The sequence below is a fragment of the Agrobacterium sp. genome, assembly GCF_032092815.1.
Taxonomy (GTDB): domain Bacteria; phylum Pseudomonadota; class Alphaproteobacteria; order Rhizobiales; family Rhizobiaceae; genus Agrobacterium.
Map to the genome: position 1 here is coordinate 155,478 of NZ_DAMDBP010000002.1, position 20,541 is coordinate 176,018.

Below are 20,541 nucleotides of genomic sequence, written 5' to 3' on the forward strand. Positions count from 1 at the left end.
CGGATAACAGTTTTCCCGGTATCTCACTTTGTCTTGATCGCGGCAAGGGCCAGTGTCAGTTCTTTCTCATCGAGTGTCACAAGCTTCGCGTTTTCAGTGTAGACCAGCGCACAAATGAAGGTCTTTCCGGGATAAAGCGGCTCCAGAATCCGCTTGTAGATGGCAAGCTGCGCCTTATGGGCGTGGGGCGTGTCAGCATTGTCCCTTGGTGGAACGCGGTTGGTCTTGTAGTCGATCAGGATCACATGATCGCCGTCAACGGCCAGCCGGTCGATACGGCCCGATACTGCATAATCCGTTTTGCCAAGCGTCAATGTTCCCATGATGGAAACTTCGGCGCGGCTGTTGGCAGAAAATGCAGCCTTGAGTTCAGGATTTGAAAACACCGACAGCGTGGTTTCAATCAAACTGTCGCGTTCGCGTTGTGGCCAGAAACGTGCGGCGCGCTCGACATAACGTGTCGCCGCATCGCGTCGCTCGTCTTCTGCAAAGTCAGGCAACATCTGCATCATGCGGTGGATAAGCCGTCCACGCTGCAGGGCAATGCCTGATGATGAGGCTTTTTCGGTGGCAAACAATCGTGATGTGACGATCAGGTCGTCCGCACCATCGTCAATAATCGTACCGGCACCGGATGGGCTGAGCGGACGAGGCAGGTAAGGTTGTGGCGGCAGCGCCTCTGCCAGTGCCGAAGGAAGGACGGGGCCAGCCGGCGGTAAATCCAACGTGCCCTGTTCAACACCTGCGACAGTGCCGCCTTCGCTTGACTGCCACAACAGCCCGCCCCATTCCTCGGCACCATTTTTCAGCGTAACGGATTTGCAGCGTGTTGTATCGGAGGCGAGGCTTGCGGCAATCATTGCATGCCAGCAATCCGGATTTTCCTTTGGTCCGCGATATCCGCAAACGATCAGATGGTCGGCGGCACGGGTCATCGCCACATAGAGAAGGCGGCGATATTCTTCTTCGGCCGAGGATTTAAGGCGTGTTTCATCCGCTTCCGTCAGACTGTTGCTGAACCCCTTGCCGGGCAGCCAGACAGGGAATTTATCTTCGCCGTTTTCTATGAAGCGCAGTTTTGGCAAATGACTGTGGTTGAAGGCTTTGGAGGCGCCGTCCACCAGAAATACCACAGGTGCTTCCAGACCCTTAGACGCATGCACGGTCATGATGCGCACTTCATTGCGCTCCTTGTCCTGCTCGCGTTTAACCTCGGGTGAATCCGTTTCCAAAACCGAGATAAAGGATTGCAGGCCGGGCAGGCCGGCGCGTTCATGGTCAAGCGCAAAGGACAGGAATTCGTCCATCACGTCGCTTGCCTCATTACCGAGGCGGGCGAGGAACAGTTTGCGTCCTTCATGCAGCGCCAGAACCGCGGCAAAAAAGTCATGCACGGTTTCTGTTCTGGAAAGCGTGATGAAGGCCTGCAGTCGCTCCAGTGCGGGCTGGTAGGGAGAGGGGATGTCAGCGAGGCACAACCGTTGCAGATGTTGCCAGACGCTTTCATCATCCTGTCGTTTGGCGGCGATCGCGAAAATATCGTCTTCAGACAGGTTGAACAGTGGGCTTTTGAGCAGCGCCGAAAGCGACAGATCATCCTGTGGCAGCAATACAAAGCGCCCAAGTGCCAAAAGATCCTGGATGGCAATGTGATCCGTCAGGCGCAGGCGGTCGGCACCGGCAACGGGTATGTCGCGGCGTTTTTTCAGCTCCCGCGTCAAGGCGTTGACGAAGGCATGACGCTTGCGCACCAGAACCAGAATGTCACCAGCCTCGATTGGCCGTGTCACACCTTTTTCGGTAATTGTCTGTTTGCCGATCATCTCGCCGATGCGTGAGGCAATGCGCCGGGCGAGCATGGCAGGCGGCGCACTTTCTGGTAGGGAATCGAACGGTGCCGTCCAGTCCTCTTCCGTGTCGGTCTGTTCTGCGGCAATCATGTCCCAAACTTCTACCGTACCGGACTGGCCAATGCGGTTGGAGCGATGCTCCACCGGCTCACCGGTAAAACTGAGGCCTCTGGCATTTTCCTCATTGGAAAAGACCTGATCGACAGCCGACAGCACATCTTCGGTCGAACGAAAGGACAGCGGCAATCGAACAGGATGGAACACCTGTTCGACCGCAAGAACCCGTCTTTGTGTGTCCCGACGTTCCTGCGCAAACCGTTCCGGGCGAGCACCCTGGAAGGAGTAGATGGATTGTTTTTCATCCCCCACCGCAAACATTGTGCGGCGTGTTGCACGTGCGGTGGTGCCATTGAAGAAATCTGCCGCCAGAGACTGGATGATCGACCACTGCACAGGGCTGGTGTCCTGCGCTTCGTCGACCAGAATATGGTCAATGCCCTGGTCCAGCTTGTAGTGAACCCATGCACCGGCGGTGTCGCGATTGAGAAGTGTCGCTGCCCGTTCGATCAGATCTTCAAAATCAAGCTGGCTACGCTGCTTCTTCAAGTCTTCAAATTCACGGATCAACCGTTCGGCCAGCACGAGCGCGGCGCGGGTGGCAGATAGCATGCGCAAGGTGCGATAGCTGTTACGGCAGGCGACAACATGGTCCTTGGCCGCCGCAAAGGCGTCGGGCAGCTCCGGTGCTGCTTTCGACATGGCCTTGTTGAACAGGAAGGCATCGGTTTTCGGTGAGCCTTTTTCGGTAAGGATGGCCGCCTCGACAAAATCCATCCGTTTGAGTGGATCGCTTTCCTTGATCGCCAGCCGCAGCTGATAGGCTACTACCTCGGCTCGGGCGCCACCAACCTCATCGGCAAGCGTCAAATAGGCATCGAGCACCGCACCGCTTAAATATGGCAAGGGCCAAAAGGCTGCCGCTGCATCCTGTTCGCTCATCCCATCAGGAATGGCAAAGGCGCTTCGCAACTTGGCGTCGATACCGCCGTTTTTGTCGGCGGTGGCCAGAAAGGCGTGAATAGGGTTTCGGCTGGCGACAATCGCACTCAGCAGGCTTTCAAGTCCCGTTTCGTCGCCAATATCCAGCACGAAGGCCAGCGCCTGTGCCAGTTCGCTGTCGGCATCGCCAGAAACGGCGGTCAACAGGGCGCGCCGAGCTTCCGCCAGAAGGGTGGAGGCGGCGCGATCATCCAGCACGGAAAAATGCCCGGCAACATTTGCTTCCAGCGGGAACTGGTGCAACAGCGCTTCGCAGAACGCGTGAATGGTCTGGATTTTCAGACCACCCGGTGTCTCCAATGCCCGAGCAAACAACCGCCGTGCCTCGGCCAGTTTCAACCGGTCAGGCTGTTTTCCTTCAATTGTTGCGATGCGCTTTGCCAGATCTTCATCCGGCAAAGTTGCCCATTCCGCCAACCGGTCAAACACGCGGCTCGACATTTCAGACGCTGCCGCCTTGGTATAGGTCAGGCAGAGAATGGCAGACGGCCGGCATCCGTCGAGAAGCAGGCGGATAACGCGCTGCGTCAACACATGGGTTTTGCCAGAACCGGCATTGGCCGACACCCAGGCCGATCCAAGCGGATCGGAGGCACGCGTCTGTTGGCTGACAGTCCAGTCGATCCAGCTTTTTGGATCATCATTGGCCGGGTTATCGGTTTCTGTCTCGTAATGCATGATATCACTCGCCATCGCCGTCTCCCGCTTCTGCGGTAGACCACTCCGAGACCCGCGCAAGATGGTCGTATTCGCCGCCATAGGCCTGTTGCTGTTCCGGAATCAGGCGTGAGGCAAAGCCACGTTCTCCGCGCTGCAGAAGACCGACAAATTTCTCCAGTTGCTCGATGGATTCGATTGCCAGTTCCAGCGCGGATTTGGGCTGCTTTTTACCGGATCGGGTTGAGTGTTCATTGTTGACCTGTTCGGACGAGAACCGCTCGCCCGGCCGCAGGCGTACATAAACGAGGTTTTCCGGTTCCTGATTGCCGACATTGCGAAATGCGCCACCCCTTAATGCAGCGGCTTCCAACGCCAACTGCGGATCAAGCAGCGCGCGGGCCTGTTGCACCGATGGGGAAAGGCCGGTCTTGTAATCGACAATATCGGCAAGGCCGTTTTTCTTCAGGTCGATGCGGTCGGCAATTCCGGTGAGCCTAATTCCAGCACGCGGTATTTCCATGCCGGCAGGCACTTCGGTATAGGTCCGGCGGATGTCATGATGGCGCTGTTTTTCCCAATCGACGAAGGCATTGGCAACGGCAACGAAGCGTTGCCGCCAGACCACATCGATATGGGCAGGCAAATCTTCCGCATCAAAGCAGTCGTTGAGAATTGCGTGCATCGCCTCATAGGATGCGGGCGTTCCGGGAATATGTCCTTCGCTGGTGTAGCGTTCGATAATACGGTGGTAGAGCGTGCCGCGATCGGCAGCGCCCGGGTCGCGGTTGAATTCATCGACCGGGTCAAGTCTCAGAATACGCCGGGCGTAGATCGAGTAAGGATCACGCCGTAATCTGCCCACTTCGCTGAAGGAATAGCTTTTGGGCTGCAATTCAACCGGCGCAATCGGCGAGGGGCGTCTGGCCGGATCTTGCGACAGGCCGCTATCCAGCATCGCTGCCCATTGCCGGTAAGGTTCACCGCGTTCCTTCAGCTTCTTTGCAAATTCGGCTCCGCCCAGTGCCAGCAGGCGCTGCAACCAGCGTGAGGCAACGGACGGTGCCGAACCCTGTCGCAGCGAACGGGTGTAAAATATATCGCGTGTCCCATTGGCCATGTCGAAGTCATGGGCCAGCTGGCCAATGCGGCGTTCTGGCGGTTCCAGCCCAATGGCGGTTTTCATGCTGCGCGACAGGAACGGATTGTTGGTGGTCTGGCCCGGCCAAATACCTTCATTCATGCCGCCAAGGATCATCGTGTCCATGGTTTGCAGGCGGGCTTCCAGAGCACCGAAAATGAACACACGTGGATGGCTCATGGCACGGGGTTTGGTCGATTCGCCCGTCACCAGTGCCATGACGATATCGATCCATTGCGGACCATCGGCGTCGAGAATATCACCACTTTCCATCAGCTCGGCGAGCAGATTGGCGAGCTTTTCGCCAGCTTCTCCGGACCATAGAGCAGCCAGATCGCCATTTTCATCAAGGCAGATGGCTTCCAGCACGCGACCGGTTCTTTCTGCCCATTGAGACAGTGGCAAACGCTCGGTAAGCAATCTGCCCGACCGGCTCTCCCGTAAAAAGGCTGATGTCAGCGGTTCGATGGCTGGCGTGATCTTGGCTGCGAGCTCAGCTGCGTGCACAGCGACGTCTTCCGGCAGTGCGCTTCGCCACTTCGGCGGATGACGGTCGGTACGATGCTGGTCAAGTTGCTCGGTTAGGAGCTCACTGATCGCAGCAATATCAACTTCCTCGGTGCCGCCGCGTAGCGCCAGAAGTTCCAGCCCGGTCATGCCCTTTTCGTGCGCGTCAGCCGTCGTGCCAAACCGTGCAAGCGGATGTTTGAGCAACGAGACGATGGCAACCGGATCGCCCGGTCGCAAAATCGCTTCCAGGGCCAATTGCAGCAATGTCGCCTGTGGTGTCGCTGTCAGTGGTGTACCGGCAGAATCGTCGGCCTCAATGCCAAAGCGGGCCAGCTCGGTTGCCACCCGCCGCGCCAAGGCACGGTCCGGCGTGATGAGGGCTGCCTGTGACTGTGTTCCGTTGCGACCGGGCTTCTCCAGCGCCAGTCTCAAGGCAATGGCAATTGCGGTGGCTTCCTCGCGTTCATTGGCCGTTTCAATCAGGCTTGCATTCTGGAATGCTTCTTCAAAAACGGATTGCGGGTTTTCATCGCGCCAGCGGCCCCAGTCATCGGTCACTTGCGCGGGCGCCATGGCCGCGGAAAATACGATGGCGCGTTTTTCAAGATCCGGGGCAGGGGAAGACAGTGCCTCGACATCGCGTCGCAACACACCAAGTTTCTGCAACAACACGAACAATCCGTATTGCGGATGGGTGCGGCTGGATGGGTCATCCGGATCGGCGGCAATGGCCACCCAGTTTTCCTCCGGCATGGATGTATCAAGACCAGGGAGGACGACAATGCCTTGTCTGAGACGGGAAACGGAAACGATCAGATCGGCCGCTGCCGGAATGGAACCTGTGGAACCCGCGACAATGACCGGGCCACTATCGTCAAGTTTCGAAAGCCTGAGAGCCTCGGCACGCAGAACGGAATTCATGTGACGGCCTGAGGAGGAACGGTTCAATTCGTTCAATCGCGCTGGCCAGAACTGGCTGGCGATTTTCAGGAAGTCCGCGGTGAGTTGCCACCACTGCGCATGTTCGCTGGTATCGAGTTCACCCAGCCGCTCCCAATCCAGCTCTTCGGTGTCCATGGCGTCGATCACCTCGGCCAGTGACCGGGCAAGCCAGATGGCATCGGCAGGGCTGGCCGGTGCAACGAGGGGTGAATCGGAATGCACGGCACGAATGGCATCCGGCAGGCTGTTGCGCCAGGCAAGGATCAGCCGTGCCAGTTCCAGAAGTCGCGCCGTACCGGAAATCGGTGGAGCAAGGTCAAGCAGGGCAGGCGTTTCGGCATCAAAAAAACCGCTGTCATCGTCCGTCTCGCCCAGCGGACGAATAACCGGAAGAATGGCTGATTTGCCGCCCAGAAGATCGACAAATTCCGAGCGCAGGTTACGGGCCGAACGACGGGTCGGCACATAGATTGTCACCCGCGCCAGTGACAGCGGGTCGGTCGGGTCATAGCGATAGTCGGGGGTCAGGCGACCGTCGCACAGGGTCTCGGCTAACGTTTTCAGAAACGGGCTGCCGGCAGCGATGGTGACAATGCGGCGGTGGTGGAGGGATCCGCTCATGCCGCTTCTCCGCCGTTGAAGCGGCGGATGGTCGTTTCTGCAGCTTCAATCGCATCTGGTGTGCCAACGGTAATCCATTCACCGTCCAGCATGGTACCAAACAGACGACCGGCACTTATCGCTCGGTCGAAATAGATGTTGAGGTTAAACGGTTCCGTTGGAGCGTCAGCCAGCAATCGGGAATCCATCGCGATGGCACCGGCATAAACGACCGGATTGTCATCTCCCTCGCGATAACGGCTTAGACGGCCGTCTTCATCGAGGTTGAAATCCTTTTTACCATTATGGCCCGTCGTGTGCTCCAGCTTCACGCAGAGCATGGCCATGTCCATTTTTTCACCGTCGAAGAATCCGGCTAATTTCTGCAGGGCGGTTTGCTCTATGCCATTTTTTTCAAGCCAGAACAGATCGGCATTCATCACCATCACAGGGCCGGGTGGCAGCAGTTTTAACCCCTTTGCCAATCCGCCACCGGAATCCATCAGCCGGTCGCGTTCATCAGAAATCAGAATTTCTGCTCCGGCATATCCAGCCAGATGTCTTTCCATCTGCTCGGCATGATGATGCACATTGATGGCAATGGTCTCTATGCCGGCCTGTGTCAGCGCATCAAGGGCGTAATCGATCATCGGTTTGTTTCCGATAACCACCAGAGGCTTGGGGATGGTGTCGGTAATTGGACGCAACCGGGTGCCAAGGCCCGCCGCCAGAACCATTGCATTGCGAATTGTCATGTTACCCGTTCGGTTCGAGACGTCACTTGTTCAAGCATCGGATGATCCGAAAATCGCGACACGTTTTCCAGCGCGATGCTTTAAAGAATGCCGATATCAGCCTTGATTAACCAGTCCCGCAAGGGGGAAAGCCGATCATTTTTCAAGACGGCTTGCAGATATGTCATCGTGCGCGGCATGTGGCGCATATATCCCGGTTTGCCATCGCGTTGCATCAGCCGCACCCAGATGCCCGCCAGCTTGCAATTGCGCTGCGTCGCCATGATGGCAAAAGCGTCGCGGAATTTCACCTCATCAAAGCCGTCGGACTGCTGGTGGCGCTGCTGGATATAATGCTCAAGCAGCCTGTCTGAAAGCGCTTGCGGTATCGTCACCCGCGCATCCTGCACCAGCGACGCCACGTCATAGGCCGTAGGCCCGATCATCGCATCCTGAAAATCAATAAGACCAACCTTGTCGGTTCCGCTTTTCTCATCACGCCATATGATATTGGGTGAGTGGAAATCGCGCAGCAGCAGATTTTTCTCACTGTCGGCGATTTCATCGATCAGCCCATCCCAGATCGCAAAATAATCGTCCCGTTCGTCCTGGGACGCGGCGGAACCACGTTTCCAGGGCAGATACCAGTCGATCAGCAGCGACACTTCCACTTTCATGGCGGCGCGATCGAATCCGGGTATGGAATAGGTTTCGGTGTTCTCGACTGGTAAAATACCAGGTGTTTTCAAGGCGTGCAGCTTGGCAAGAGCAGAGACGCTTTCGAGGTAACGCTCCGCGATCGGATTGCCCGCCTCATCCAGAACACCATCGCGACCCAGATCTTCAAGCAGCAACAGGCCCTTGTCGATATCTGTTGCGTGAATAGCCGGTGCCGCCAGTCCATTGCTGGCGAGATAATGACCGATTGCGATAAAGGCCGGTGGCGTCTGCGCAATATGGGCGATCTCGGCATAGGTCTTGCCATCCTGAATGATCGCACCCTTGGGCGGTGTCGGCCAGTCCATCAGGATAAGGCCGGGACCATCCTGCGGCAGGATCGTTTCATAGGCGCGTGAGGATGCATCACCGCTCAAAAACCGGCGTTTTGCCGTGCCATGCCCGGCTTTCTGCAAAAAGTCACTGATTTCGATGACACGCTTCAGCCTATCAAGGATGCGGGCAGGGCCGTTTAGCGTCGCAAGACGCCCGCTGCCGGAATGCTCCAGTTGCAACGTGAGCAGGCTTTCTCTGGGCAAATCCTGTTCGGCAATATCAGGCCATTCAATCAGGCAAATGCCGTCTTTCAGCATTTCATCCAGACCAAGCTCATCCAGCTCGCTCACATCGGACAAGCGGTAGAGATCGAGATGATGGACGGGTATGCGCAGCGCATAACTCTGCACGATGGTGAAGGTCGGACTTGGAACTTCAAGCTCGTCGTCTTCTGCCATGGCGCGGATAAATGCCCGCGCCAGTGTGGATTTACCGGCTCCGAGATCGCCGACCAGTGCAACGCAATCGCCAGGTTTCAGGGTAAGGGCGAGTTGCTCGCCCAGCCGCTTGGTATCCGCGTCTTCCGCCAGTGGAATGTGCGTGGTCGCGGACACGTTCAGGCTCATTCCGCAGCGATGGAATGCGGGTTGATGTAGGGCGGGATACGGCAGGTCACGACAGTGCCTTCACCCGGCTTGCTGTCGATATGCACTTCACCCTTATGCAGGCTGACAAAGCTTTCAACGATCGAAAGGCCAAGTCCGGCACCGCTGCGACGACCGCCATTACCGCGACTCGAGAAGCGATCAAACACCGTTTTCAGAACATCTTCCGGAATGCCGGGTCCCTTGTCGGACACCGAGAACACAAAATCGCTGCCATTGCGGTTGCAGGTCAGCAGGATCGTCGAGCCCTCAGGCGCAAAATTGGCCGCGTTGGTCAGAAGCTTGATCAGGATCTGTTTCAGGCGCTGGTGGTCGGCAACCAGGGTTCCGAGCTTCACCGGCGCGGCGATTTCCAGCTCGACATTGCTTTCATGCAGCTTGTCGGTGATCTGTTCGGCCACGTCATCCAGCAAGGCGTTCAGGTCATTTTCGCTGTATTGCAGCTGCATGATGCCGGCATCTACCGTCGCCAGATCGAGAATGTCGTTGACGATGGTCAACAGCACGGACGACGAGGTCGAGATGTGGTCGATATATTCGCCTTGTCGCTCGTTCAGCGTGCCAAGGCCCGGTGTCTTGAGCAGATCGGTGAAACCGATGATGTTGGTCAGTGGTGACCGCAATTCGTAGGACACGTGCTGGACGAAATCATTCTTGAGTTCGTCGGCCTTCAACAGCGCATCGTTCTTTTCCTTCAACGCGCGCTCTGCTCTTACGCTATCAGTCATGTTGACGAAGGTCAGCATGGTCTGCGCGTCCGGCAGCGGAATAATCGCGTAATCCAGCACCAGGCCGGACAGCAGTTCCAGCGTGCCTTGCTTGGACCGTCTCTCATCATCAAAGCTGGTGATGAACTGGCTGAATTCGCGCCAGCCATCCGGCTTTTCATAGGAAGCGGAACAGGCCTTTTCGATGGCCTTGATGTGGGTGCCCGGTTCTGCCTGTTCGGCAGTGACGCCCCACAGTGCCCGGAATGCCGGGTTGCACAGACGAATACGTCCGTCCGCACCAAACACGGCGACACCCTCGGCCAGATGGTCGATGGTTTCACCCTGTACCTTGACCAGCGTATTGTAACGGGTCTGCAGGTCCACCTGTTCGGTGAGGTTTTCAAACACCCAGGTCGCGCCGCCTTGCGGGTGCGCCGTTGCGATAACCCGCAGCGTCTGGCCATTAGGCAAGTGCCAGAGATCGGTCTGTGTGTCGAGCGAACGATAAACGGAAAGCGCAGATTCCTTCCAGCTCTTCCAGTTCAGTTCTTCAGGCAGCTTGCCGGCCAATCGCAAACGGTCAAAAAGTTCGGAATTGTCAGGGTGACCTTCGAGGAACACGATATCGAGTTCCCAGAGACGGGCGAATGCCTGATTATAAAACTGCAGGCGTTGCTGGCCGTCGAAAATCGCCACAGGTGTCGCCAGATGGTCGAGCGTTTCGGCATGGCTTTTCAGTGTGCGCTTCAACTCTTCGCGAATGGCCTCAGCCTGCGACGTATCAATCGCAATACCGGCAGAGCCACCTGGTGTCTTGACATCCACCACATCAAAGAAGGTGCGGTTGCCGTTCACGACAGTAGAAATACGGTCGGAGAACGGAGATTCCGGCGTGGTCACGGCGCGGATTTTCTGACGCGTCACAGTGGTCAGAAGTTCACGCTGTTCCTTGACGGCGTCGGCGGCATTGCTGGAATCAACCGACTTGCCATAGGCATGGTTGACCCACAACAACTGGCCATCGCTGTTGCGCCGCCAGACAGGCTGTTCCAGCGCATCGAGCAGTTCTTCAAACGCATTGATCGAGGAGAGCAGCCTTTCGCGCTCAATCCGCAATTCAGCCAGTTCGGCGCGCAGATTGCTCAGCGCAATGAAACGAGCAAATGCCTTGCCGCCGGAAACGCGGCCCTGAACCTCGATAACCTCTTCGCGGTGGGTCTCGATGGTCAGGTCAAAACTTTGTGCGTGGCTGCGCAGCTTTTCAATAGCTTTTTCGAGCTGGCTGGCAGACCCGGATTTCAACCAGCGGCCAAAGGCCAGGAAATCTGCGTCATTTTGTGGTGCGCCCGTCTCGGCCGGAAGCTGGCCGATAAAATCAGGGCGTCTGCCGGTATTTTCCCAAACCACGATACGGCGGCTCTTGTCCGAAATCAGCGCCTGATAGGTGTCGATCTTCTGGTTGGCATCAGCAAGCGCCGTGCGATAGTCGCGGCTTTCCGCTTCGATATTGCCACGCTGGCGAACCAGCCACACAACGGAAAGCAGGCTTGCGGCCAAAACGCCAATAACCATCGAGAAACCGATGGTCTCGCTGGAGGAGAACAGACGTTCTCCATTTTCAATGATGTTGGTTTCCTGCGCTTGTGCAACACCTGCCAGCGCCGTGCCGGACAGGAATGCAACAAAGCGGCCACCAAAAACAGAAACCCTGTTACGGGCGGTACGATAGAATCGCACATACGCGCCGGGCGTTCGTGTCAGGCTGGATTCGCCCACGTCTTTTTGTACCCGCTGAAGCGGATTTTTTCTCTTTACCGACATTCCCGGTCTGTCTCCGTCCTTTGTGCCGCTCATCGACAAGACATCCCATTTTCGCGCGACTTCTCTGCGGAAGCCTCACGAATCAAGAGCTTAAACAATACTGCCTTAGGGAATCTGCGGGAAGGGACTGCGCCAAAAAAGAAATCGCCCGCTTTGTCAAGCGGGCGATCACTATATATTGTGGATAATTTTGATATGGTTAATATCTGTAGTGTTCAGCCTTGAACGGACCAACTTTCGATACGCCAATGTAGTCGGCCTGCACGTCAGAAAGTTCAGTCAGCTTCACGCCGAGCTTCTCGAGGTGAAGGCGCGCAACCTTTTCATCGAGGTGCTTTGGCAGAACGTAAACGTCGTTTTTGTACTCGCCTGGCTTGGTGAACAGTTCGATCTGGCCCAGAACCTGGTTGGTGAACGAAGCCGACATCACGAAGGATGGGTGGCCAGTTGCATTGCCGAGGTTGAGCAGGCGACCTTCCGACAGAAGGATCATGCGGTTGCCCTTGGCAAACTCGATCATGTCGACCTGTGGCTTGATGTTGGTCCACTTGAGGTTCTTGAGCGCAGCAACCTGAATTTCATTGTCGAAGTGGCCGATATTGCCAACAATCGCCATGTCCTTCATCTCGCGCATATGCTCGATGCGGATAACGTCCTTGTTGCCGGTGGTGGTGATGAAGATGTCAGCCGAAGAAACAACGTCTTCCAGACGAACAACTTCAAAACCGTCCATGGCGGCCTGCAATGCGCAGATCGGGTCGATTTCGGTGACCTTGACGCGGGCGCCAGCGCCCTGAAGCGAAGCAGCCGAACCCTTGCCAACGTCGCCGTAACCGCAAACGACAGCAACCTTGCCAGCCATCATCACGTCGGTCGCGCGGCGAATGCCGTCAACCAGCGATTCCTTGCAGCCATACTTGTTGTCGAACTTCGACTTGGTGACGCTGTCGTTGACGTTGATGGCTGGGAAGGGGAGAAGGCCCTTCTTGGCCAGGTCGTACAGGCGGTGAACGCCCGTGGTGGTTTCTTCCGTTACACCCTTGATGGCTTCGCGCTGCTTGGTAAACCAGCCTGGCGATGCCTTGAGGCGCTTCTTGATCTGCGCAACCAGAATTTCTTCTTCTTCAGAACCGGGGTTCGACAGAACATCTTCGCCAGCTTCAGCGCGGGCGCCGAGCAGAATGTACATGGTCGCGTCGCCACCATCATCCAGGATCATGTTGGATGGCTCGCCATCGGTCCACTGGAAGATCTTGTCGGTGTATTCCCAATATTCAGTCAGGCTCTCACCCTTGACGGCGAAAACCGGAATGCCGGCAGCAGCGATCGCCGCAGCAGCATGGTCCTGCGTGGAGAAAATGTTGCACGATGCCCAACGAACGTCGGCGCCGAGTTCCTTGAGGGTTTCGATCAGAACCGCGGTCTGGATCGTCATGTGCAGCGAACCGGAAATGCGCGCACCCTTGAGCGGCTTGGAAGCGCCGAACTCGCTGCGGCAAGCCATCAGGCCTGGCATTTCTGTTTCGGCGATATCGAGTTCCTTGCGGCCAAATGCAGCAAGGTTGATATCTGCGACGATATAATCCTTGGTCTCAGTGCTCATGCGTTTCTCCAGATCAGTGAGGTGCGTTCGCACCCCTTGGTGGCAACTGTTGGCCAAGGGGTGTATCAGGCTTCATCCAATCTGGCAATAATGATATAAAGAAGTCTTTATGTCTTTATATGTTCGCGCGGGCTTAGTTTCGGTCTTACGCTTCTTCACCGAAGCGGTTGGCAACCAACGCATCGAGCGCGGTAAGCGCTTCTTCGGCTTGGTTTCCGCTGGCTTCTACAAGCACGGTACAGCCGGGGCTTGCCGCCAGCATCATTAGACCCATGATCGAGGTCCCGCCAACCGTCATACCGTCTTTCGAAACGGTGATTTCGGCGTCGAAACCGTCAACCATCTGCACGAATTTTGCCGAAGCACGGGCATGCAGGCCACGTTTGTTGATAATCAGCAATTCGCGGGACAGTGGCGACATGGGTGTGAAACGTCCGTTATTTGCCGCTCAAGACACGGCTGGCGACATTGATGTATTTACGGCCTGCATCGGATGCTTCCTGCAGTGCCTTGTCCATGTTGTTTTCGCCACGCACACCGGCCAGCTTGATCAGCATGGGCAGGTTTACACCGGCAATCACTTCGATTGGACCATTATGCATGACGGAAATGGCAAGATTGGAAGGCGTACCGCCGAACATGTCGGTCAGGATAATAACACCATTTCCATCATCTGCACGCGCAACGGAATCAAGAATATCCTGCCGGCGCTGATCCATGTCATCTTCCGGGCCAATTGAAACCGTTTCGATCAACTTCTGCGGACCTACGACATGCTCTACGGCATGACGAAATTCTTCAGCCAGCTTGCCATGAGTGACAAGCACGAGTCCGATCATGAAATGCTCCCTTGCACACGCATTCTGAATTGCCGACTACCGCAATGCCGCAATCCTGTCCACCGGTGGGTAGCCATCTTGGTGATGAAAACAGGAATCGCAAGTCCAAAAATGAGGCAATCGACGCATTTGTCTCATGCATAAAGCGAATTGCTTACCAATGTCCTGAACCTGGCAAGCGGATTGTGGCATTGCAGCGGAATTCGTATCAATGGCAACTGGCCGCCGCAGGGCAGGGGAAAAAGCTCGTTTTCCTGTGGTAACCGGTCGTGGGAACCGCCTGGTGAGAGAACCATCACCGCATAATGCAGTCTCGCCGTTTCAACGCTGTCCATCCGCACAATACCACTGCCATGCAATTCCATAAGCCCGGCAATGGCATCAGGCCGCTCCGCCATGATCGTGCCGTCCTGCTGTTGCGACACAAAAATCTGATCGTCGGCAATCAGCGCAGACGACTGTCCGGCATAACGCGCTTCCGTCAAAAACGCGAAAGCCAAAGAGGATTTGCCGCTGCCGGAAGGCCCGATAAACACAATCCCTGTCTCATCGACGACAATCGCCGTGCCATGAAGATTGGTGCGATTAGCGGTCATGGTGCTGTTCAGCACTTGGCAGGTTCAAGGTAAACCGCGCTCCGGTGATCAAACCGTGTTGGTCGAGCATGTTTTCGGCCTTCAGACTGCCACCATGAGCTTCGGCAATCTGTCGGCTGATCGACAGGCCAAGGCCCGAGTTCTGGCCGAAATCTTCGGTCGATGGTCGGTCGGTGTAAAAACGCTCAAAGATACGATCGATGTTTTCAGCCTGAATGCCCGGACCATTGTCCTCGACACGGATCACGCAACGATCACGATGGCGGTAGAGATGCACGAAGATCCGACCATTGTCTTCCGGCACGAAGGAGCGCGCATTCTCGATCAGGTTGGTAACAATCTGGCCAAGACGCAGATCGTGGCCGTTGACGACAAAGTTGGTTTTGACGCCAGCCTTGTGATCCGCCTTGTATTCGATCTTGACGGCTTTTTTCTTGGCACTGATCTGCTGCGAAATCTCGACCAGGCTTTTGACCAGCACTTCCATATCAACCGGATTGGCATCGGCGCGGGCAAGCTCGGCATCAAGACGCGATGCATCGGAAATGTCACTGATCAAGCGGTCAAGTCGGCGCACGTCGTGGAAAATGACTTCTGTCAGGCGCTGTTTTGCCTGATCGGTTTTGGCAAGCGGCAGCGTCTCAACCGCACTGCGCAGCGACGTCAGTGGGTTTTTGAGTTCGTGGCTGACGTCAGCCGCAAAACTTTCGATCGCATCAATCCGGTCATAGAGCGCCGTAGTCATTTCACGAAGAGCGATGGAGAGGTTACCAATTTCGTCCTGACGGGCAGAAAAGTCAGGAATTTCTTCACGTGTCCGAGCGCCACGGCGAACGCGAATGGCAGCAGCCGACAGGCGGCGCAGCGGTGTGGCGATGGTCGATGACAACAGCAGAGACAGCACGATGTTGACCAGGGTGGCAATACCAAACACGCGCATGATGGCCAGACGTTCGGCATGAACGATCTTGTCGATATCGCCCGCCTGTGTGGACAGTAGCAGAACACCAAGAACTGCTCGGAAACGTTGGACCGGCACCGCCACTGATACGATCAACTCACCCTTGTCGGTCACACGCACCACCGCGCCACGAACACCGGTCAGCGCGTTCATCACCTCAGGATAGATCGAGCCGTCGCCACCAGGTGCTTCCTTGTATTGTGGCAGGCTGCCGGATTGCAGCATGCGGTTAAACAGGCTGGCGAACCAGTCACCCCAGCTTGTCGTTTCATTGGAAACGGGCGGAAGATCAAAGCGCAGGACCTGACCGCGCGAATAAAGGTGGCGCGAATCAAGTAGCAGATTTGCATCCGCATCAAACAGTCTTGCGCGGGTGCGGGTCGGAGAAATCAACCGGCGCAGAACCGGCGCAACCCGTTCCGGATTGATCGGGAAACTTAAGTCCTCATCATTGGGAACCGGGGTAATGCTCTGGCCAGCCTGCAGCTCAAGCAGCTTTTCGGGATTGATGGTGATCGAGTTGGTGTCGACCGAAGCCGACGCTGAAATTGCGCCAGCAATAATTTCGCCCTGCGTCAGCAGGCTTTCAACGCGGGCGTCGATCAGCCCTTCACGGAACTGGTTGAGGTAGAGAATACCGCCCACCAGAACGACCGTCGCCGCAACATTGAAAAACAGGATGCGGCGGGTAAGACTGGAAAAAACGGCATTGCCAAAAATCCGCCGAATGAGTGTCAACGGGTGAATACGGTGAGGGCGATCCTGCATACGATCGTCCGCATCCATATTCTGTGCGTTGTTCTCAAAGGTTTGCTTTAGCAATTCCTGTTCCTTTTCACCGCCCGGGCAAAGACGGCCAACACCATCTATTGGTTGGCCTGTTCTTTATCATTCCCTTTGACCAAGCACTGTCGCTTGGTCATGGCGGGGGTAGCCGTCTCTCGTTGGACGCCTCTATATGCCGTTCAGGCCGCTTCGCGGAAGCGATAGCCTACACCATAGAGCGTTTCGATCATATCGAAGTCGGTGTCAACGACCTTGAACTTTTTGCGAAGACGCTTGATGTGGCTGTCGATGGTACGGTCATCCACATAGACCTGTTCATCATAAGCGGCATCCATCAGCGCATCACGGCTTTTGACCACGCCGGGACGCTGTGCCAGTGAATGCAGAATAAGGAATTCCGTGACAGTCAGGGTAACCGGTTCACCCTTCCAGGTGCAGGTATGGCGTTCCTGGTCCATGGCCAGCTGGCCACGCTCCAGCGTACGGGCCTGTTGGTCCGCTGCCGACTTGGTGCCCGGTACGCCACTTGCAGCAGCTTCACGGCTGCTGGCACGACGCAGGATTGCCTTGACGCGTTCCACCAGCAGACGCTGCGAAAACGGTTTGGTGATAAAATCGTCGGCGCCCATCTTGAGGCCGAACAATTCGTCGATCTCTTCATCCTTGGATGTCAGGAAGATCACTGGAATATCGGATTTCTGGCGAAGGCGACGCAACAGTTCCATGCCGTCCATGCGGGGCATCTTGATGTCAAAGATGGCCAGCTGCGGCGGGCGAGCCAGAAGCCCATCCAGTGCCGACGCGCCATCCGTATAGGTCTCAACCTTGTAACCCTCGGCTTCGAGGGCGATGGAAACGGATGTCAGAATATTCCTGTCGTCGTCCACAAGGGCAATTGTCTGCATAGTGTTTATCTCCATCGTCATCATCTCTCTCGACATCATACCCAGCCAGGTTGGAGCGCCGTGAGCGTGTTCATGAGTATAAAGGTGGAACAAATTGTGGCAAAGAAAAAGGATGCGACATTCCGCAACATCGCGATTGGGCGTTTCCACCCATGCCGAATACGAAAATCTGCGATTGTTTAAACGATTTAAAATGAAATAAAATATTCTAAATCGATTAATATATTGAATTTATTGATGTATTTAGAAAGAGGCTCTTGCGTTTCTGAAATGCGGGCCATAGGCTTGCGAAAATTTCAATGGCTTTGGCTGCAACAAAAGGAAATTGCTCATGGAGGAGCTTGGAATTCGTAATCCTGCCAACGGAGTGTCCGAGCTTGGTCTGGCCGGTGCTTCGCTCGTCAAGTACAATCTCATCGAGAGCGAACTTTACGAAGAGGCGATCCGCAATGGTGAAGCGGATGTAACTGCCGACGGCGCCCTGCGTGCGGTCACTGGCCAACACACTGGCCGTTCGCCAAAGGACAAGTTTGTTGTTCGCGATGCATCCACCGAAAACACCATCTGGTGGGACAACAATAAGCCGATTTCTCCTGAGAAATTTGAAATCCTGCACAAGGACATGCTGGCGCATGCCGCTGGCAAGACACTTTACGTTCAGGATTTGCTGGGCGGTGCCGACGAAAACAACGTGCTTCCGGTTCGTGTTGTCACCGAACTGGCATGGCATGGTCTGTTCATCCGCAATCTGCTGATCCGCCCTCTGCGTGAAAAGCTGGCATCCTTCAAGCAGAAGCTGACCATCATCAACCTGCCAAGCTTCAAGGCCGATCCTGAGCGCCATGGTGTGCGCACTGAAACGGTTATCGCCTGCGACCTGACCAATGGTTTGGTGCTGATTGGCGGCACATCTTATGCCGGTGAAAACAAGAAGTCTGTGTTCACGGTTCTCAACTACCTGCTGCCGGCCAAGGGCGTCATGCCAATGCACTGCTCGGCCAATGTCGGCCCGGCTGGTGATTCGGCTGTGTTCTTCGGCCTGTCTGGTACGGGCAAGACCACCCTGTCGGCCGATCCGTCGCGTACACTGATCGGCGATGACGAACATGGTTGGGGCGAAGAGGGCATCTTCAATTTTGAAGGTGGCTGCTACGCCAAGGCAATCAAACTCTCTGCAGAAGCGGAACCGGAAATCTATGCCGCAACCCGTCGTTTTGGCACGGTGCTGGAAAATGTCGTTCTGGACGAAAACCGCGTTCCAGATTTCAACGACAATTCACTGACCGAAAACACCCGCAGCGCTTACCCGCTGCACTTCATTCCGAATGCATCGGAAACCGGTATTGCTGGCCATCCAAAGACCATCATCATGCTGACCGCTGATGCCTTTGGTGTGCTGCCTCCGATTGCCCGCCTGACACCTGAACAGGCCATGTACCACTTCCTGTCCGGTTACACCGCAAAGGTTGCCGGTACTGAAAAGGGCGTAACCGAGCCGGAAGCAACCTTCTCGACCTGCTTTGGCGCACCATTCATGCCACGTCATCCGGCCGAATATGGCAACCTGCTGCGTGATCTGATCAGCCAACACAAGGTGGATTGCTGGTTGGTCAACACCGGCTGGACCGGCGGCGCTTACGGCGTTGGCAAACGCATGCCGATCAAGGCAACCCGCGCATTGCTGACGGCTGCACTGACCGGCGAGTTGAAAAACGCACAGTTCCGCAACGACACGAATTTCGGTTTTGCGGTGCCGACGTCACTCGAAGGCGTCGACAGCAGCATTCTCGACCCGCGCTCGACCTGGGCAGACGGTGCCGCTTACGACGCACAGGCCAAAAAACTGGTGTCGATGTTCGTGACCAACTTCACGAAGTTCGAGGACCATGTTGATAGCAAGGTGCGTGATGCCGCTCCTGGCCTGAAGGTCGCAGCTGAGTAATCAGTGCATGCCCTTTTCGTCCCGGTGGACGCGAAGGACAGCAGTTTGGATTCACGTGAAACCCGGCGATATTTCGCCGGGTTTTTTGTCGAGTGCTTCGCCATACAAGCATCAACGGCCGCAAACTGGCCCGCTTTGGACTTTCAGGCGGCTCTTGCGGTTTTCAATCGTGCCGATCTGTGGCATGACGCGCGCCGGAGAAACCGCAAATGGCCAGTGAACCGCTCTTTGTCAGCAATCGAATAACGATTTCCGGATGGGAACTGACGGAACAATTCGTGCTGGCTGGTGGACCGGGGGGCCAGAACGTCAACAAGGTGTCGACTGCGGTTCAATTGTTCTTTAGCGTTGAAACCTCTCCGGCCTTGACCGATCGCGTCAAGACCAACCTCAAGCATCTGGCTGGGCGCCGCGTCTCGAAAGAGGGCGTGCTGATGATTGAAGCCAGCCGTTTTCGCAGTCAGGAACGCAACCGCGAAGATGCGCGTGAGCGATTGAAAGAGCTCATTCTCGAGGCGGCAAAACCACCGCCACCGGTGCGCAAGGCCACCAAACCGACCAAGGGTTCGGTTGAACGTCGTCTGAAAGAAAAGTCAGGTCGTTCTGAAGTCAAGAAGATGCGTGGCAGGCCAACCGGCGATTGAATTGTCGCAGCTGCAAAACACGCTTGTATTTTGCCCTGCCTTACAGTCTTTTAGTGTTTCCGAACATGAGAGGAAATCACCATGGGATTGTTCAGCTTTATCAAAAATGCAGGCAAGAAACTCGGTCTTGGAGGCGATGACGATGCGCCTGATGCTGAAGCTGTCAGAAAGGAACTGGCATCTCATAATCTCGGTACTGACCAGGTGCAGGTCGATGTGGTCGATGACAAGATCGTCCTGAAGGGTGAGGTGGCCGATCAGTCCGCTTTCGAAAAGGCTGTCATCGCCGTAGGCAACACACTTGGTGTTTCCAAGGTGGAAGCTGGCGAGCTGAAAGTGGCCGCTGCACCGGCAAAAGAGCCGGTTTTCTACACAGTCAAGAAGGGCGACAATCTCTGGAAGATTGCCGAAGCCCAATACGGCAAAGGCAAGGGCGCCAAGAACAACATTATTTTCGAGGCCAACAAGCCGATGCTGACCCATCCGGACAAAATCTATCCCGGCCAGGTGCTGCGTATTCCTGCACTGGATGAATAAGGCCTTCTGAAACATCCGGTTTGAATTTTGAAAATGCCGCAGGCCT

General features: G+C 55.9%; 14 protein-coding genes. 3 read left to right on the forward strand and 11 right to left on the reverse strand.

The window, feature by feature from the left end; genetic code table 11:
• Positions 1-23 precede the first annotated feature (23 nt).
• The 11 genes from addA to chvI all read right to left on the reverse strand — a co-directional run bounded on the left by addA (position 24) and on the right by chvI (position 17,372).
• On the reverse strand, positions 24-3,602 hold the full coding sequence (addA, locus tag RT613_RS01700; RefSeq protein WP_313612468.1) for a double-strand break repair helicase AddA: 3,579 nt from the start codon (positions 3,600-3,602) through the stop codon (positions 24-26).
• Positions 3,592-6,780, reverse strand: a complete 3,189-nt coding sequence (gene addB, locus RT613_RS01705) for a double-strand break repair protein AddB (protein WP_313612470.1) — start codon at positions 6,778-6,780, stop codon at positions 3,592-3,594. Before addB ends, addA begins: the two co-directional genes overlap by 11 nt.
• Positions 6,777-7,514 (reverse strand): nucleotidyltransferase family protein, encoded by a 738-nt coding sequence (locus tag RT613_RS01710; protein ID WP_313612471.1) that lies wholly within the window; start codon positions 7,512-7,514, stop codon positions 6,777-6,779. The genes addB and RT613_RS01710 overlap by 4 nt, the downstream gene beginning before the upstream one ends.
• 80 nt (positions 7,515-7,594) lie before the next feature.
• Positions 7,595-9,112 (reverse strand): tRNA (adenosine(37)-N6)-threonylcarbamoyltransferase complex ATPase subunit type 1 TsaE, encoded by a 1,518-nt coding sequence (gene tsaE, locus RT613_RS01715; RefSeq protein WP_313612473.1) that lies wholly within the window; start codon positions 9,110-9,112, stop codon positions 7,595-7,597.
• Positions 9,109-11,682, reverse strand: a complete 2,574-nt coding sequence (locus RT613_RS01720) for an ATP-binding protein (protein WP_313612474.1) — start codon at positions 11,680-11,682, stop codon at positions 9,109-9,111. Before RT613_RS01720 ends, tsaE begins: the two co-directional genes overlap by 4 nt.
• A 199-nt stretch (positions 11,683-11,881) precedes the next feature.
• Positions 11,882-13,285 carry an adenosylhomocysteinase gene (gene ahcY / locus RT613_RS01725; RefSeq protein WP_313612476.1) on the reverse strand — a complete coding sequence of 468 codons (1,404 nt, stop codon included), beginning with the start codon at positions 13,283-13,285 and terminating at the stop codon, positions 11,882-11,884.
• Positions 13,286-13,430: 145 nt separating this feature from the next.
• Positions 13,431-13,706, reverse strand: coding sequence for an HPr family phosphocarrier protein (locus RT613_RS01730; protein ID WP_313612477.1), 276 nt, complete (start codon positions 13,704-13,706; stop codon positions 13,431-13,433).
• Positions 13,707-13,722: 16 nt separating this feature from the next.
• Positions 13,723-14,124 (reverse strand): PTS sugar transporter subunit IIA, encoded by a 402-nt coding sequence (locus tag RT613_RS01735; protein ID WP_313612479.1) that lies wholly within the window; start codon positions 14,122-14,124, stop codon positions 13,723-13,725.
• Between the two features lie 134 nt (positions 14,125-14,258).
• Positions 14,259-14,720, reverse strand: a complete 462-nt coding sequence (locus RT613_RS01740; RefSeq protein ID WP_313612481.1) for an HPr kinase/phosphorylase — start codon at positions 14,718-14,720, stop codon at positions 14,259-14,261.
• Positions 14,710-16,467, reverse strand: coding sequence for a stimulus-sensing domain-containing protein (locus RT613_RS01745; RefSeq protein WP_409558742.1), 1,758 nt, complete (start codon positions 16,465-16,467; stop codon positions 14,710-14,712). The genes RT613_RS01740 and RT613_RS01745 overlap by 11 nt, the downstream gene beginning before the upstream one ends.
• Positions 16,468-16,646: 179 nt before the next feature.
• Entirely contained in the window at positions 16,647-17,372 is a 726-nt protein-coding gene (gene chvI, locus RT613_RS01750; RefSeq protein WP_192490622.1) for a two-component system response regulator ChvI, read from the reverse strand.
• A 331-nt stretch (positions 17,373-17,703) separates the two neighbouring features.
• Here chvI and RT613_RS01755 point away from each other — a divergent pair, with 331 nt between their 5' ends.
• The 3 genes from RT613_RS01755 (at position 17,704) to lysM (ending at position 20,495) form a co-directional block, all read left to right on the forward strand.
• Positions 17,704-19,314: a phosphoenolpyruvate carboxykinase gene (locus RT613_RS01755; RefSeq protein WP_313612485.1), complete on the forward strand. Its 1,611-nt coding sequence runs from the start codon at positions 17,704-17,706 to the stop codon at positions 19,312-19,314.
• A gap of 209 nt (positions 19,315-19,523) precedes the next feature.
• Positions 19,524-19,958, forward strand: coding sequence for an alternative ribosome rescue aminoacyl-tRNA hydrolase ArfB (gene arfB, locus RT613_RS01760; protein ID WP_313612487.1), 435 nt, complete (start codon positions 19,524-19,526; stop codon positions 19,956-19,958).
• 81 nt (positions 19,959-20,039) lie between these two features.
• A complete protein-coding gene (lysM, locus tag RT613_RS01765) occupies positions 20,040-20,495 on the forward strand; it encodes a peptidoglycan-binding protein LysM (RefSeq protein ID WP_313612489.1) in 456 nt (151 codons plus the stop codon).
• The last annotated feature ends 46 nt before the right edge of the window (positions 20,496-20,541 follow it).